Source organism: Nocardia violaceofusca NBRC 14427 (genome assembly GCF_963869435.1).
GTDB classification, from domain to species: domain Bacteria; phylum Actinomycetota; class Actinomycetes; order Mycobacteriales; family Mycobacteriaceae; genus Nocardia; species Nocardia aobensis.
Window position 1 is genome coordinate 55,863 of sequence record NZ_CAWMPM010000025.1, and the last position, 14,836, is coordinate 70,698.

Here is a 14,836-nt window from a genome sequence, read left to right on the forward strand (position 1 = left end):
GTGACGGTCCGCCGGTGTGTTCTCGCCGCGTCCGTAGCGGCGGACAGGGCCGACGCGGCCCCTGCCGCCGCGCCGGAACCCTCGAATTCGCTTGCTAGGAAGCCGGTTCCGGAGTCGACGCGTGGGCTGCTCCGGGGACCTTCACCGCTCCCGCGCGTTCCATTTCCTCCCATTCGCGCTGCACCTCCTTCTCGGCCTTGGTGGTGAGGAAGCCCGACGGCCCGAAGATCTTCGACGGCACTTCCGGAGTCTCGGTGGTGGCTCCACCACCGCGGCGCACCGCCTGAACGCACACGATCACACCGACCACGGCCACGATCAACACCAGCACCGCGAAGATGATCGACAGCGAGCCCTGGATGAACGTGTTGCGTACGACCTTGTCCATATCGGCCATGCTCTTGGCCGGCGCGAGCACCTTCCCGGCGTCCCGCGCGTCGCTGTAGATGCGGTGCTGGGTCCAGTAGCCGATGTTCTTGTCGCCGGAGAAGATCTTCTGCCACGAGGCCGTCATGGTGACGATGAGATCCCAGATCAGCGGCAGCGCCGGAATCCAGGCCCACTTCCACAACCCCTTCTTCATCACGATCACCAGCACCACCGTCAGCGCGACCGCGGCCAGCAGTTGGTTGGCGATGCCGAACAGCGGATACAGCGTGTAGATACCGCCGAGCGGATCGGTCACGCCCATCAGCAGCACCGAACCCCAGGCGGCGACCACGACGAAGGTGCACAGCCAGGCTCCGGGCCGCCAGGACGGATCCTTGAACTTGCGGGCCGGTCCGCCGAGGTTGCCGAGCGTGTCCGACAGCATGAAGCGTGCGACGCGGGTGCCGGCATCGATGGTGGTCAGAATGAACAGCGCCTCGAACATGATCGCGAAGTGGTACCAGAACGACTTCATCGCGGCGCCGCCGATGAAGTTGTGCATCACCTCGGCCATACCGACGGCCAGGGTGGGCGCGCCGCCGGTGCGCGAGTAGATCGCCTGTTCACCCACATCGTGGGCGGCCTGGTTCAACTCGTTCGCGGTGATCGGTGTCCCGCCGAGTCCGAGGGCGTTCACCTTGTCCGCGGCGGCCTGCGCGCTGGTGAGGCCACCGGTGTTCATCGCGAAGTACAGATGCTGGTCGAGAATGCTGGCCGCGATGATCGCCATCACCGCGACGAACGACTCCATCAGCATGCCGCCGTAGCCGATCATCCGTGCCTGCGACTGCTTTTCGAGCAGTTTCGGCGTGGTGCCCGAGGACACCAGGGCGTGGAATCCGGAGAGCGCACCGCAGGCGATGGTGATGAACAGGAACGGGAAGAGGCTGCCCGCGAAAGCCGGACCCTTGGAGTTCCCGGCGAACTGGGAGACCGCGGGTGCGTGCAGCACCGGCATGGTGATCACCACGCCCAGCGCCAGTAGCACGATGGTGCCGACCTTCATGAACGTCGACAGATAGTCGCGCGGCGCCAGCAGCAGCCAGACCGGCAGCACCGAGGCGATGAAGCCGTAGATGATCAGCATCCACGCGATGGTGGTGCCCGAGAGGGTGAACAGATCACGGCCCCAGCCGGATTCCGACACCCAGCGCCCGGAGACGATGGCCAGCAGCAACAGTACGAATCCGACGACGGAGATCTCGCCGACCTTGCCCGGCCGCACGTAGCGCAGGTACAGACCCATCAGCAGCGCGATCGGAATCGTCATCGAAATCGAGAACACACCCCACGGACTGCCGCCGTGCAGTTGCCCGTCGGCGCCCTTGGTCGCGGCGAGCGCGTTGACCACCACGATGCCCAGTACGGCCAGCAGAATCACCATGATCACCAGCACCGCGATCAGCGCGGCGATACCGCCCACCACGCCGAGTTCGTCGCGGGCCATCTGCCCGAGACTGCGGCCGCGGCGCTTCACCGAAGCCCACAGCACCAGATAGTCCTGGACGGCGCCCGCGAGCACGACACCGATCACGATCCACAGCGTGCCCGGCAGATACCCCATCTGCGCCGCGAGTACCGGCCCGACCAGGGGCCCGGCGCCGGCGATGGCGGCGAAATGATGGCCGAACAGGACCCGCCGGTCCATCGGCATGTAATCGGTGCCGTTCTCCAGTTCCTCTGCCGGAGTGGCGGTGTCGTCGCGCGGCTTGGTGATCTTCCATTCGATCAGCCGGGCGTAGAACTGGTAGGCGATGATGTAGGTGCACACCGCCGCGATGACGATCCATACCGCGTTGACGTTCTCGCCGCGGGCGACGGCGAGGATCGCCCAGGCGACCGCACCGAAGACGGCGACGGCCGCGAAGATCGCCTTCTTGGCGGGCGTGATCGGCCGGCGGTCGACGATCCCGACGGGAGGCAGCTCCGGCTCGGTTCGGAGGTATTCGATGGTCGCCATGCGAGCTACTCTCCCGTGCTGGTCTAGGTCCGATCGAAGAGGAGCTTCCGGCCGGACATCAGGTGGAACTGACTCAAGGTAGCGGAATCCCGCCGAATCGGGCGAGCCCTCCCTGGTATCCGCACCCCGTTCAGGAACTGTTCATCGGACCGGATCCCGGCCTCGAGGGTCGAACCGCAGGTGGTCGCGTGTCGGGCGGCCCGGCCATCATTCGGGCGGAACAGCCGACGAATAGCGCCGGCCCAGGGTCCGGATATGGTCCACGAGTTCCGGCGGTCCGTCGACGCGGAAGTCCATCATGAGCATGCTCAGGTAGATCGCGATCGTCTCCAGAGTGTCCGCGCCGGTGTACAACACACACGACTGTGCGTCGACGGGTTCCACCACGCCGACGGCCGGGTTGATGCGGGCGATCACCGTTTCGGCGGGCGCCAGTACCGTGATCCGGGCGTGGACACGCCAACCGGCCGTGGCGATTTCCCGCAGCACGAACGCCACGAGATCGTCGTCGGGCAGCGTACGGGCCGCGAAGTGCCGGGATCCGCTCGCGACGCGGTCGACGGAGGCCACGGGAAGCGCACGCCAGCAATGGGTTTCGAGATCGTAGGCGACGAGATACCACCGGCGTTGCCAGTTGATCAGCCGATACGGCTCGAGCAGTCCGCCGTCGACGGTCAGGACCCTGGTGCCGCGAATCGCTGACGCGATGGTGGCGAGAGTCTGTGCCGGCACGGGCGCATCGGGTTCGCGTGAGCCGGTCGTCGCGGGACCGATCTCGGTGGCGGTGCGCAACGCTGTCACCTTGCGCTGCAATCGAACCGGCAGAATCCGCTCCAACTTGGCGAGTGCCCGCGCCACGTTCTCGTCGATATCCGCGATCCCGGTGGACCCGTCCTCCGCGAGGCCGATCGCCACGGCCACCGCGACCGCCTCGTCATCGTCGAGCAGCAGCGGCGGCATCGTCTTGCCCTGGCCGATCCGATAGCCGCCGACCGCTCCGCGCTCGGCATGGACCGGATAGCCCAGTTCCCGCAGCCGGGCGATGTCCTGGCGCAGAGTCCGGTCGCTCACATCGAGGCGTTGCGCCAGCTCGCGCCCGGTATATGTGCGGTCCTGCAACAGCGACAGCAGGCGCAGCACCCGAGTTGTGGTGGACGTCACATCGAAGCCCTTTTCGGCGGCGGATTATTAGGAAGGAATCAAGCCTAATTGGTACATAGTCTGAGTTCAACGCCGAAAACGAAGAACGAAAGGCCCTCCGATGAACGCCACCACCCTTGCCCCTGCCGCCGTCCTCGCCCCCGTCTGGCGTGAGGTCGTCGCCGACTCCTACCGTGCCCTCGCCGACGTGGTCGCCGGAATCGGCGCCGCTCAATGGGACCTGCCCACCCCGTGCTCGCAGTGGACCGTCACCCAGGTCGTCCAGCACGCCGCCGGTGATCAGCTCGCCTTCGCCGCCGCCCTCGGCGTGGGCGCCGGCCCCACCTACGACCCCTTCGCCCCCTCCGGCTCGCTCGACGGCACCGGCGTGGAGCTGATCTCCGCCGCCCTCGACCAGACCGCCACCGCCTGGGCCACCGTCACCGACGACGCCGAAACCGTCCCCACCCCGCTCCCGCACGGCGCCCTCCCGACCCCCGTCGCCGCCGTCATGGCCGCCCTCGACGCCGCCGTCCACGCCTGGGACATCGCGATCGCCACCGGCCGCCCCTCCCCGCTCACCGACACCCTGGCCACCCATCTCCTCACTGCCGCAACCGATCTGATCGAACCGCTGCGCCAGTGGGGTGCCTACGCGGCGGTGCTGAATGCCGAGCCCGGCGACACCCCCGCCGACACCCTCCTGCGCTACCTCGGCCGCAACCCGCGCCCCTGAGTCTGCTGGTTGTCCTCCGCGAGAACGGGTTTCGTGCCGACACGCGATGGCCGGCACGCCCCGTTCGGGCACTCTGTAAGGGATGCGGAAGGCGGATTCAGAAGGCGAGGGCAGACCAGGGCATCGTGGTATCGAAGGGGTGTCCGAAGGCAATTCCCGCCTCGTCGTCGTGGGTCCATTCGCCGACCAGCAGATAGTTGGCCGGTCGTAACGGCGTCACACCGTCCGGCCCTTCCCAGAGTTCGATCTGATCCGCCACGTCCGCCGGAAGCCGTTCCAGTTCCTCCCACGTCATGTATTCGGGGAGGTCGGGGCGGTCGATTCCGGGCAGGACCATGGCGCAATGGTAACTCGCAGACGGGAGGGACTGCCCTTGGTCGCCTTGCCTGCTCGGCCGGTTCTGCTAGCCGTTCCCGTGCCGGTCCAGCACGCGGGTCAGTAGGCGGACCAGGCGGTCGCGCTCTGCGGTTGTCAGTCCGTCGAATATCTCGTCCTGGGCGGTAGTCAATGCGGCGTCCAGATCGTGCAGTCGTCGTTCGCCGGCTGCGGTGAGGGTGATCAGGTTGCGGCGGCGGTCGTCCGGATCCGGTTTTCGCGCAACGTATTTCTGCGCCTCGAGCTCGGTCAGCATAGCGTGCATATCGCTGCGGTCGATGCGGCACCGCTGGCCGATCGCCACCTGGCTGGCGGCCCCGAACTCGTCGAGCGCGGCCAGAATCGCGAAGTGGTAGCCGCGGGCGCCGAACGCCGACAGGGCTTCTCCGATATGCCGCTGGGCGAGTGCCGCGGTCTTGCTGACCAGCCAGCTCGGTTTGCCGCGCAGGCGTGCGGGTGTGTCGTCCATGCGTGAAGTCTAGTGGATTCGTTGGACGGGCCAACGAATGTGGCGTAGCGTCGCCTGAGTGAACCGTTGGATCGCCCAACGATTATCGGAGGTGGAGAAGATGTGGCTCACGCTGGATGAAGCGCACGCCATCAGTGCTCGGATACGCTCTCGCGCTGCGGAATTGGATGTCAGGGTGACCGTGGCCGTCGTGGACGAGGGTGGGCACGTGCGAGTGCTGGATCGGATGGACGGTGCACCACCGCTCTCGGCCCGGATCGCTCCCGCGAAGGCGGCCGCCGTCGCCCTGTTCCATCGCGACGGCGGTGAACTGCAGCAGCTCCAGAAGGCCTGGCCCGCCCTCTTCGACCGCATCGATCAGCTGGCGCCGGCACCGATCGTGGCGGGCGCGGGCTCGCGGCTGATTCGTCGCGACGGTGTCGTACTCGGCGCGGTCGCGGTCAGTGGCGGGCGGCCCGAACAGGACGACGAATGCGCCGAGTTCGGGCTGGGTGTACCGACTCGACCGGCGCCCGGCCCGGTATAGCCGAGCGCCGTCTTTCGGTCGCATCGTCCGATCTCCACGCTTCCGTGGCTACGAGATCATGTCCGTGTGCCCGATCAGGCTGCGTGCGAACGGTTTTCGTGCCACCGCTGCACGGCGGCCTGCACGGCCTCCTCGTCCTGTGTCGCGTGCGCACCCGAGGCCCCGGCGGCCCCGAGAATCACACCGTTCTCGGTGACGAGCACCCCACCCGCGAAGGGGATGTAGTCGCCGTCGTAGAGATGCTGAATGCTGTCGACGATCTCGCCCGGCAACGGGAGTTGTCCCGAGGGATGCAGCGTCAGGAGTGCGGTGCGCGCCTTGGCCACTGCGAGGCGACTCGTCATCGGCATCCCGCCGTCTGCCCGCCGCAGCGCGATCACCGCGCCGCTCACATCGGTCACCGCCACCGCCAGCGGCGGAAATCGGTGTTCGGAGGCGACCGTCAGGGCCGCGGTCACCAGCCAATCGGCATCGGCCAAGCCCAATCCGGGAAGTCGAGGGATCTGCGCCATGGGTCGACCTTAGCCGGGTGTCGTCGCGGTATGCGGGCGGCGGTGTGGGACGCCTAATCCTTTGCGGCAGTGTATGTTTGTGCCCCGCGTCGCGGAGCCGTCCCGCCTTCCGTAGCAGGCCGAGACGTTGCCGTGGTCGGGAGACTTCACCTCCGCACGAACGGTGCCGAGAGGCGCGCTCCTACCGCGATCCGCTCGCACGCCGCCGTGACACTCTCGCGTTTCTGGATGCGGCGATCGACAGCGCGGTCGCGTTGCCCGCCACCCGCGCACAGGTGGCAGAACGTCCGGGTATGGACGGGTGCGCACGGGCGTGGTGGCCGCGGCTTCGCCATCTGCGAGGCGCTCGGGTCCGCGGGTTCGGGTACTCCAAGCACTGGTCGCGACCTGGGCAGATTCGGTCGCCGAAGGTGCGCCGCGTAGACTCTTGCACTCGTGAGTCTCACCCTCGGTATCGTCGGCCTGCCCAACGTCGGAAAGTCGACGCTGTTCAACGCGCTGACCCGCAACGACGTGCTCGCGGCGAACTACCCCTTCGCCACCATCGAGCCGAACGTCGGCGTGGTGCCGCTGCCCGACCCGAGGCTGGACAAGCTCGCCGAGATCTTCGGCTCCGAGCGCATCGTCCCCGCGACGGTCTCCTTCGTCGACATCGCCGGCATCGTCAAGGGCGCCTCCGAGGGTGCGGGCCTGGGCAACAAGTTCCTCGCCAACATCCGCGAAGCCGACGCCATCTGCCAGGTGGTCCGCGTCTTCGCCGACGACGACGTGGTCCACGTCGACGGCAAGGTCGACCCCCTCAGCGATATCGAGGTCATCGAAACCGAGCTCATCCTCGCCGATCTGCAGACCCTGGAGAAGGCGGTCGTCCGCCTCGACAAGGAAGCCAAGGTCAAGAAGGACCGCAAGCCGGTAGCCGACGCCGCCAAGCAGGCCCAGGAATTCCTCAACGAGGGCAAGACCCTCTACGCGGTCCGCGACAAGATCGACGCCGACCTGCTGCGCGAACTGTCGCTGCTCACCACCAAGCCGTTCCTCTACGTCTTCAACGCCGACGAGTCGGTCCTGACCGACGAGGCCCGCGTCGCCGAACTGAAAGCCGCTGTCGCCCCGGCCGATGCGGTCTTCCTCGATGCCAAGGTGGAAGCCGAACTCCTGGAGCTGGACGCCGAATCCGCGCTGGAGCTCCTGGAATCCATCGGCCAAACCGAACCGGGCCTCCACGCCCTGGCCCGAGCCGGCTTCCACACCCTCGGCCTGCAGACCTACCTCACCGCCGGCCCGAAAGAAGCCCGCGCGTGGACCATCCACCAGGGCGACACCGCGCCCAAGGCGGCAGGCGTCATCCACACCGACTTCGAACGCGGCTTCATCAAGGCCGAAATCGTGGCCTACGACGATCTGGTCGAGGCCGGTTCCATGGCCGCCGCCAAATCCGCGGGCAAGGTGCGGATGGAAGGCAAGGACTACGTCATGCACGACGGGGATGTAGTCGAGTTCAGATTCAACGTATAGCGGATCAGCGTCTGAGAAGAAGTAGGCATCGAGTCAGTGACCTTGCTGGTCGGAGACTCTGACCGAGCTCCCTTCGGAGACCGGGAGGGAGCTCGGTTGTTCGGTCGAACTGTGTGGGCATCGCCCCGCGTAGTCCCGACCGCGCGCTAAGCACCACCGAGCGACATGGACGGCACCGTGCGGATCGAACAACCATCCGGCGCAGGCTGCCCCGCCAGACGGTCATCGATCCAACGCATGGCCGCGGGGATCGCAGCGACCTCGAGACTGGCGTGTTCGCTCATTTCGTCCCGTGTGTAGGTGATCGGCGCCCCCGTCGCGCACCAATTCGCCACCGTATGGTCGACCGGTGCGATGTTGACGATCTCGTCGTGCACGGCGTGATAGAGGAACAGCGGCACGGTCGGTGCCGTGATGCCGTCGATCTCGTCGAACGATGCCTGGAGTTGCTCGAGCACTTGCGAATACGGGATCGTCAGGTAGTCGTCCATGTGCAGGAACGCATGCTGTTCCACGTCCGGCACCGAGCATTCGTCGCCACCCGCAGCCATCAACGCTTTCCCGGCGGGCGTCAGATACATGTCGAAAACCGCCGCGATCCGCGGGTCGGCGCGCATCATGCCCGGCAGGAGCGACAGCAGGAAACCGGAGAACGGACCGCCGTCGAGCGACTGCAGGTACATGCTCATGGGCTCTGCCGCGCCGCCCGCCCCGCCGCCCCGGGCAACACCGACCAGTCGTAGTTCGGGAGCGTAGGTCGGTTGAACCTGCGCGATCCAAGCGCTGCCGTACGAGCCGCCGGAGTAGCCGACCGCGGCAACCGGAGTATCGGTGCCGGACAGGCCGAGTGGCGCGAAAGCCTCGGCTGCGCGCACTCCGTCGAGCGCGGTATAGCCCGGCTGGTTCGGGGTGAGCAGCGCCCCGTTCGCTCCCTCCCAATCGGGTACGGAAATCGCATGACCGGACGACAACATCTGGCCGATCTGAATGAAATCGAGCGAGGCGTCGTACTTGTGGTCCATCGGGACCGCTCCTTGCCGGAGCGCGAACGAGGGAGCGCACTCCGGGGCCGAGGCGTCTTCGGCAGCCTGATAGCTGATCAAGCCTTTGACCTGCCCCGTTCGTGGCCGCAGCACCGTTGTCACGGTCGTGATGGGCTGACCGGTGTTATCGGTCGTTCGATACAGCAACTGCCAGGCATCGGCGTCCTGCGCCTGCGGACCCATCGAGGCCACCTCGACGGGCCGCGAATTCAGCACGGTGCCCGGCGCCTGCGATTCCCAGCCCGACGGCGGGGTGTAGAACGGGTCGTTCTGCGGAATCGGGATCGGATCCGCACTACCGACCGCCACGGAAGTACCGGTAATGCACAACACGGCCGAAACCGCGATCAGAACCGAGCGCAGCTGACCGCGCTTGACCACTGAACACGCTGCGCCACAGGCTGATACGACACTGCCCGTCATTCGAACTTCCCTCCCCTGGAGGGAGCCGACTCCGGCGAATCCCCCTGAGGGCAGTCAGATTACATCCCCCGACCGGGCCGGATACCCGAACCGACGACGAAATCGCGCCGGTCGCGGCTGCCGCCCGATGCGCGGTCCCACCGTTTCCACCAGTGCCCGAACCTCTCGGGGCACACCAGTCGAACCGATCCGGGCGCCGTGGATGCACAACACTGAAGGTATGCGCTACGTAGGGCGGGTCCTCACCCCACCGCTGAGCCGGTTCATCGACGACATCTACTGTCTGTCCGGAGTGCCGCGCCATCGCCGCGTGCTCGTTCCCCCGATGCCTTCGGCGCATTTGTTCATCAACCTCGGCGATCCGGTCCGGCTGTCGGTGTGCGACCCTGCGGTGCCGCCCGCGACCTTGGTCGACGGATGGTTCATGGGCTTGTGGACCGAGCGCGTCCTGTTGGAGTATCCGGCCCATGTGCGACTGGTCGGAGTACATTTCAAGCCCTGGGGGCTCTCGGCCTTCACTGATGTTCCGGCGATCGAGCTGCGGGATCGCTATGTGCCCGTCGACGCGGTGTGGCAGCGCGCACTGGACCGCATCCGCAATCGGCTCGGCGAGACCGCCTCTCCTGGCGAGGCGCTCGACCTCGTCGAGCAGGAGCTGCGATCGCGCCTCGCGGAGAAACCGACGCGCACCCTCGACTTGGTCGCGCAGGCGGGGGCGCGGCTGGAGCGGTCCTACGGTTCGGTGCCGGTCACCGCGCTCAGCGACGCTGCCGGGGTGAGCGGCAATCACCTGGCCGCGCAGTTCAAATCTCATGTCGGCGTCACACCGAAGCGAGTGGCGCGCATCTACAGATTCGCCCGGCTGATCCTGTCCGTCAATACGCGGGGCCCAATCGGCTGGACCGAATTCGCGCACGCTGCAGGCTATTTCGATCAGGCGCATGCGAGCAAGGAGTTCAAGGCCTTCACCGGCCACACCCCCACCGACTACCTGGCGCTGCGGCGCAGATTTCCCGCCCAGGACCGATTCCCACCGGATGCCGGACCCATGCCGGCCGAGTGATTTTTTACAAGCGTGCGCTCACGGGGTGCAGCAGAATCGGAAACCATTACCCGAGCGACCCGAGGAGACACCGTGAGCGCGGTGATCATGCACAATGTGATGTCGGTGGACGGCTTCATCGCCGATAAAAACGATGACGTCGGCCCGCTGCACGAGTGGTATTTCAGCGGTGACACCTTGATCACCGAACCTGCCGGCGATCAGGGTTTCGACCATTCCGGCACCGGAGCCGGATTCAAGGTCTCGCGCGCCTCCGCGGACTATGTCCGCGACATGTGGGCGTCCATCGGGACGATCGTCATGGGCCGCACACTGTTCGACCTGGTGAACGGCTGGGAAGGGCAGCCACCCGCCGGAGAGCACGTGGTCGTCGTCTCGCACCGCCCCAAACCGCAGGGCTGGCATCCGGAGGCCTCGTACCACTTCGCCGACAACGTCGCTTCCGCGATCGCCACCGCGCGCGAGCTCGCCGGTGACCGCACCGTCGCCGTCAACGCCGGACGGGTCGGCGGCGAGATCCTCGCCGCGGGCCTGGTCGACGAAGTCGCCATGGACGTGGTCCCCGTGGTCTTCGGATCCGGTAAACGCTTCTTCGGCGACATCGTCGGCCGGCATCTGCTGGAAGACCCCCATGTGGTCATCCAGGGCGAGCGCGTGCTGCATCTGCGGTTCAAAGTCAGGAAATGACTTGTACGCCTTCCCGTTTGTCGGCGGTCCCTCCGCATCGAGCCCAGCGAGCGGCTACAGATTCCGCGCAACCGGATCGTCGACCTCGAGGCTCGTACGCCCGCGGGGCCGTCTTGTGACGTCTGAACCGTGCTCTCGCCAGGGTGACACGAGCCGTCGGCCGGGCTGAATGGCAGCGGCTTCGTAATCGGCTGTGGAAGAAGTAGGGCAGCGCTTGCATCGCTGCTGGTAGCGCCTCTACTGAGGACCCCATCCGGTATTCGGGTGGGGGCTCGGTCGTTTCGCCGGCGCGGTGCGATGGCCGACCTCGACGGCGGTGAAGATTCTTTCGACCGCGGCGATGAGTTTTCCGGACCGCCCCCGTCCCTACTGCTGAACGCGCCACCAACCCGGCGCGACCGACCCAGAAGGAACAAGAGATGACCGCCATCACCGCCACCCAGACCACCGCCGCCGCCCGCCCCGGCAAGATCCGCAACCGCGTCCTGTGGACCCTGCAGATCGTGCTCGGTCTGTTCTTCATCATCGCCTCCGGCGGCCCGAAGCTCGTCATCCCGCAGACCCTGATGGAAAACAACGCCACCGCCTTCTCGATCCCGTTGGCGCTGCTGGTCTTCATCGGTCTCGCCGAGGTCGCGGGCGGGATCGGACTCATGGTGCCCCGACTGGCCGCGGCCGCCGCGATCGGCCTGGCGATCGTCACCTTCCTCGCCGCGGGCTTCAACGCTTTCCTGGCCGGCACCCCGGAATTGGCTCCCTTCCCGCTGGTGCTCACCGCGATCTTCGCCTGGATCGCCTACGAACGCCGGGCCTCGATCACCGCCCTGCGCGCGTTGATCAAGCGATGACCCACGCATAACGCCCGGCTACCGGCGGCACCCAGCCGCCGGTAGCCGCGTTGTGCGTTACGGGGACGGTCCGGTCGGGTTGGTCGGGCTGTCCCATCGCCGGTCGCGGGGCGGACGTCACCGGATCGGGCCGCCTACCCCGCGACCCTCCGAATCGCATGCTGACAGTTGTTGTTTCGCGGCGGTCGGTGTGCCTCCGCCCGAGGGGCGAGCCTGTGCCGTGCACGGGCGAGTCCTCTTATCGTTTCAGTTCGGTGGCAATCTGGCGGCGTGGGTGAGCGCGAACAGGTCGGGCGTGGAGGCGGAACCAAAGCGATTCTCGAGAGGATTGCGGCCGGCTAATGTGCCGCGACAACAGGCGGCCAATCCTGCGGTTCGATATTGGTGGGCTTTCGACTGTGGTCCTGGCTCCAGTCGAATGCAGGTGTCGGAGGTCCCCACTGCCTCGGTTCATCGAACGAGATGGTGTCGCTACCGAAGTCGGTCTCGTCGAATCGGGTGTTGGCGGCGAAGGTCACACGGTCGAACCGCGCCTTGCCGGCGAAGGTCGCGCTGCCGAACCATGTATTGCCGGCGAAGGTCGCACGGTCGAATCGGGCGTCGCCGGCGAAGGTGGCGCCGCCGAATCCCGTGTCGCCGGCGAAGGTGGTGCCGCGAAATCCTGCGTCGCCGGCGAAGGTCGCGTCACCGAACTCGGCATTGCCGGAGAAGCTCGCCTCGCCGAACTCCGCGTCACCGGAGAAGGTCACGTTGTCGAATCCGGTGTTGCCGGCGAAGGTGGCGCCGCCGAATGCTGCGTCGCCGGCGAAGGACGCGTCGCCGAACCGGGCATTGCCGGACAGGGTCGCACCGTCGAACCGGGCGTCGCGGGCGAAGGTGGCGTTGCCGAACCGCGCGTTGCCGGAAAATGTTGCGCCGTCGAAATGGCTGTTGCCGGAGAAGGTTACGCCATCGAACCGGGCGTTGCCGGCGAAGGTCGTCCCACCGAAATGGGCGTCGCCGGCGAAGGTCGCGCCGCCGAACCGGGAGTCGGCGGAGAAGTTCGCACCGGCGAACGAGGCGTTCTCGGCGAAGGTTGCCTTGTCGAACCGGGAGTTTCCGGAGAGAGTCGCGCCTTCGAAATGGGCGCTGCCGGAGAATGTCGCACCGTCGAAATGGCCGTTGCCAGAGAAGGTTACGTCGTCGAACCATGCGTTGCCGGAGAACGTTACGCCGTCGAATTCGGCATTGCCGGCGAAGGTCGCGCTACCGAGCCAGGCGTCGCCCGAAAAGATCGCGCCGCCGAACCGAGCCGCACCCGAGAACTGCGCACGGCTGAAATCGACGTTCTCCAGATAGGCCGTGCGGAAGTCGAAATCGGCTGTTGACCAGCTGTATGCGGCGTTGGGCCGAAGGTGGTCGGTAATGACACGGACGATGGTCGCCCGGACTTCTCGGTCATTGTGTCGATATTCGTGGTGGTGTTCCCGGTCGTCGGCGCGGGTGTTGTCCGCCGTCGCGCGGTGCTGTTTGACGACCAGTTTGCTCTGGTGGTTGGCACCGAGCTCCGGGCTGTAGGGCAAGCGGAGGTATCCGCACAGCACATCGATACATTGCTGGCGGCGCGGGCCGTCGGATCCATCGGCGACACCGGCCATCGCGTAGACCCCGGCGATTCGGACCGCGACATCTGTCGCGCCGAGTTGGGCGGCTGCGGCGCCGAAGCGTTCGACGAACCGGCTCTGTTCCAGATCGCGTTGACGCCGGTAGGCGATGACGAGGGCGACCACGCCGCCGACACCGGCGACGACGGTCAATGCGACACGAGTGATATCGATTTCGGCGGCTTGCTTGGTCGCATCGACGGGGGTGATCCAGCGTAGGAATCCGTAGGCCGCGAAGGCGACAGCCAGTCCGGCGAGCAGCGCCGCGGTGACCGCGGGGAACAGCTGTATTCGTCCCGCCCGGCGGCTGAACGCCGCGCGCGATTCCTTGGTCAAGGCTGCGCGCAGCGCGGTCGGTCTCCTGGTCACTGCACGATTCTGCTCGATACCGGAGGTAAGCGCCATCGACCGTAGGCAAACCGCCGGACCTGCCGCGCGTTCAGTCCGGCAGCCAGTGCAGCTCGTGTGCAAGGGTTTTGGCGACGGTACGGATGCGCCGGTGTAGTGGTGACTGCACGCGCGGAAGGACGAGGTGGATGGTCAAGGTGCGTGCGCCCCGCAGCGGTCGCCACGTGAGACCGGCCGGTTGTGTCGTGACCGCGACTTCACCGGCCGGAGCGAGGGTGAGCCCGTCGCGTAGGTCGCGCTGCGCCATGTCGAAAGAGACTGTGGGCGTGTGGAATCGGGGGCTCGGCCGGGTGTCGCGGAAAATTGCGGACAGCTGATCGTGGATCACGGGGTTGGCGGCACGGTCGGGGAGTCGCAGCGGATACGCGGCCGCATCGGCGATCTCGATCTCGGGGTGTGCGGCCAGCGGATGATGCTGTGCCAGTTGGACCCCGACGCGCTCACGCCGAAACAGGAATCGGCGCACGCCACGACCCGGCTGTTCACCGCGGGTGATCCCCGCATCGATGCGGCCGTCGGCGACCGCGGGGGAGATCTCCGGTGTCGCCATCGGGACCGCGCCGACCTCGAGTCCCGGGCTGCTGCGAATGAGCTCGTCCACCAAGGCCGGTGCCGTCTCGGCCCCCGTGCTGAGGCTGTAACCGATGCGCAGCGTGCCCAGTTCACCAGCCCCTGCTTTCCGGGCGGTGTCCCACGCCCGGTCCAGCGCCGCCAGCGCGGGCGGCGCGGACTCCGCCAAAGCCACACCGGCCGTGGTCAATACGACACTGCGCGTGGTGCGGACCAGCAGGCTCGTACCCAGTTCCGCCTCCAATCGGCGCATCCGGGCACTGAGTGCGGGCTGCGCGATACCGATCCGTGCGGCCGCGCGGGTGAAGTTCAATTCCTGCGCCAGCACCAGAAAATACCGCAGGCTCACCGTATCCGGCGCCACGTGCCCTCCCTGCCGATTGATAACGATCTGTTCTGAGTCTATCGCGTCCCGGTCTTTCCCTCGCCCCCAGTTCAAGCCCTAACCTGCGCATATGACGATTCGATCGACCGCGGTAGATGCAGGAG

At 66.8% G+C, this 14,836-nt stretch carries 14 protein-coding genes; 6 read left to right on the forward strand and 8 right to left on the reverse strand.

What is annotated here, in order from left to right:
* Positions 1-94 precede the first annotated feature (94 nt).
* Together AC5592_RS20825 and AC5592_RS20830 are read right to left on the reverse strand one after the other, a co-directional pair.
* The gene (locus AC5592_RS20825; RefSeq protein ID WP_036504964.1) at positions 95-2,389 is read right to left on the reverse strand and encodes a carbon starvation CstA family protein; all 2,295 of its coding nucleotides are present in this window, start codon (positions 2,387-2,389) and stop codon (positions 95-97) included.
* A gap of 207 nt (positions 2,390-2,596) precedes the next feature.
* Positions 2,597-3,550, reverse strand: a complete 954-nt coding sequence (locus tag AC5592_RS20830) for a helix-turn-helix transcriptional regulator (RefSeq protein ID WP_036504961.1) — start codon at positions 3,548-3,550, stop codon at positions 2,597-2,599.
* Between the two features lie 100 nt (positions 3,551-3,650).
* Here AC5592_RS20830 and AC5592_RS20835 point away from each other — a divergent pair, with 100 nt between their 5' ends.
* The gene (locus AC5592_RS20835; RefSeq protein ID WP_036504959.1) at positions 3,651-4,265 is read left to right on the forward strand and encodes a TIGR03086 family metal-binding protein; all 615 of its coding nucleotides are present in this window, start codon (positions 3,651-3,653) and stop codon (positions 4,263-4,265) included.
* Between the two features lie 97 nt (positions 4,266-4,362).
* Here AC5592_RS20835 and AC5592_RS20840 read toward each other — a convergent pair whose 3' ends face one another.
* Both AC5592_RS20840 and AC5592_RS20845 read right to left on the reverse strand, forming a co-directional pair.
* Positions 4,363-4,602 carry a hypothetical protein gene (locus AC5592_RS20840; RefSeq protein WP_036504958.1) on the reverse strand — a complete coding sequence of 80 codons (240 nt, stop codon included), beginning with the start codon at positions 4,600-4,602 and terminating at the stop codon, positions 4,363-4,365.
* A 66-nt stretch (positions 4,603-4,668) separates the two neighbouring features.
* Entirely contained in the window at positions 4,669-5,109 is a 441-nt protein-coding gene (locus tag AC5592_RS20845; protein ID WP_036504955.1) for a MarR family winged helix-turn-helix transcriptional regulator, read from the reverse strand.
* A 100-nt stretch (positions 5,110-5,209) separates the two neighbouring features.
* Between AC5592_RS20845 and AC5592_RS20850 the strand changes: the two genes are divergently transcribed.
* Positions 5,210-5,635, forward strand: a complete 426-nt coding sequence (locus AC5592_RS20850; RefSeq protein ID WP_232329485.1) for a GlcG/HbpS family heme-binding protein — start codon at positions 5,210-5,212, stop codon at positions 5,633-5,635.
* Positions 5,636-5,709: 74 nt separating this feature from the next.
* Here AC5592_RS20850 and AC5592_RS20855 read toward each other — a convergent pair whose 3' ends face one another.
* Positions 5,710-6,147: a GlcG/HbpS family heme-binding protein gene (locus tag AC5592_RS20855; protein WP_174372329.1), complete on the reverse strand. Its 438-nt coding sequence runs from the start codon at positions 6,145-6,147 to the stop codon at positions 5,710-5,712.
* 435 nt (positions 6,148-6,582) lie between these two features.
* Here AC5592_RS20855 and ychF point away from each other — a divergent pair, with 435 nt between their 5' ends.
* Positions 6,583-7,662 carry a redox-regulated ATPase YchF gene (ychF, locus tag AC5592_RS20860; RefSeq protein ID WP_036504953.1) on the forward strand — a complete coding sequence of 360 codons (1,080 nt, stop codon included), beginning with the start codon at positions 6,583-6,585 and terminating at the stop codon, positions 7,660-7,662.
* A 146-nt stretch (positions 7,663-7,808) separates the two neighbouring features.
* Here ychF and AC5592_RS20865 read toward each other — a convergent pair whose 3' ends face one another.
* Positions 7,809-8,888: a lipase family protein gene (locus AC5592_RS20865; protein WP_232329470.1), complete on the reverse strand. Its 1,080-nt coding sequence runs from the start codon at positions 8,886-8,888 to the stop codon at positions 7,809-7,811.
* Positions 8,889-9,348: 460 nt separating this feature from the next.
* Here AC5592_RS20865 and AC5592_RS20870 point away from each other — a divergent pair, with 460 nt between their 5' ends.
* The 3 genes from AC5592_RS20870 to AC5592_RS20880 all read left to right on the forward strand — a co-directional run bounded on the left by AC5592_RS20870 (position 9,349) and on the right by AC5592_RS20880 (position 11,726).
* On the forward strand, positions 9,349-10,191 hold the full coding sequence (locus AC5592_RS20870; RefSeq protein WP_063065190.1) for a helix-turn-helix domain-containing protein: 843 nt from the start codon (positions 9,349-9,351) through the stop codon (positions 10,189-10,191).
* Between the two features lie 72 nt (positions 10,192-10,263).
* Positions 10,264-10,878, forward strand: a complete 615-nt coding sequence (locus AC5592_RS20875) for a dihydrofolate reductase family protein (RefSeq protein WP_157122079.1) — start codon at positions 10,264-10,266, stop codon at positions 10,876-10,878.
* Positions 10,879-11,297: 419 nt separating this feature from the next.
* Positions 11,298-11,726 (forward strand): DoxX family protein, encoded by a 429-nt coding sequence (locus AC5592_RS20880; RefSeq protein ID WP_063065191.1) that lies wholly within the window; start codon positions 11,298-11,300, stop codon positions 11,724-11,726.
* A gap of 338 nt (positions 11,727-12,064) precedes the next feature.
* On the opposite strand, the gene AC5592_RS20885 is transcribed toward AC5592_RS20880, so the two are convergent.
* Positions 12,065-13,738 (reverse strand): pentapeptide repeat-containing protein, encoded by a 1,674-nt coding sequence (locus AC5592_RS20885; RefSeq protein WP_198163899.1) that lies wholly within the window; start codon positions 13,736-13,738, stop codon positions 12,065-12,067.
* 70 nt (positions 13,739-13,808) lie between these two features.
* Positions 13,809-14,711, reverse strand: a complete 903-nt coding sequence (locus AC5592_RS20890) for a LysR family transcriptional regulator (protein WP_063065193.1) — start codon at positions 14,709-14,711, stop codon at positions 13,809-13,811.
* Positions 14,712-14,836: the final 125 nt, after the last annotated feature.

Excerpts from the sequence above, each read along its gene's own strand:
- AC5592_RS20835 (WP_036504959.1), top strand. The coding sequence starts at position 3,651 with ATGAACGCCACCACCCTTGCCCCTGCCGCCGTCCTCGCCCCCGTCTGG.
- AC5592_RS20855 (WP_174372329.1), bottom strand. The coding sequence starts at position 6,147 with ATGGCGCAGATCCCTCGACTTCCCGGATTGGGCTTGGCCGATGCCGAT.
- AC5592_RS20865 (WP_232329470.1), bottom strand. The coding sequence starts at position 8,888 with ATGGGTCCGCAGGCGCAGGACGCCGATGCCTGGCAGTTGCTGTATCGA.
- AC5592_RS20850 (WP_232329485.1), top strand. The coding sequence starts at position 5,210 with ATGTGGCTCACGCTGGATGAAGCGCACGCCATCAGTGCTCGGATACGC.
- AC5592_RS20880 (WP_063065191.1), top strand. The coding sequence starts at position 11,298 with ATGACCGCCATCACCGCCACCCAGACCACCGCCGCCGCCCGCCCCGGC.
- AC5592_RS20845 (WP_036504955.1), bottom strand. The coding sequence starts at position 5,109 with ATGGACGACACACCCGCACGCCTGCGCGGCAAACCGAGCTGGCTGGTC.
- AC5592_RS20825 (WP_036504964.1), bottom strand. The coding sequence starts at position 2,389 with ATGGCGACCATCGAATACCTCCGAACCGAGCCGGAGCTGCCTCCCGTC.
- AC5592_RS20870 (WP_063065190.1), top strand. The coding sequence starts at position 9,349 with ATGCGCTACGTAGGGCGGGTCCTCACCCCACCGCTGAGCCGGTTCATC.
- AC5592_RS20840 (WP_036504958.1), bottom strand. The coding sequence starts at position 4,602 with ATGGTCCTGCCCGGAATCGACCGCCCCGACCTCCCCGAATACATGACG.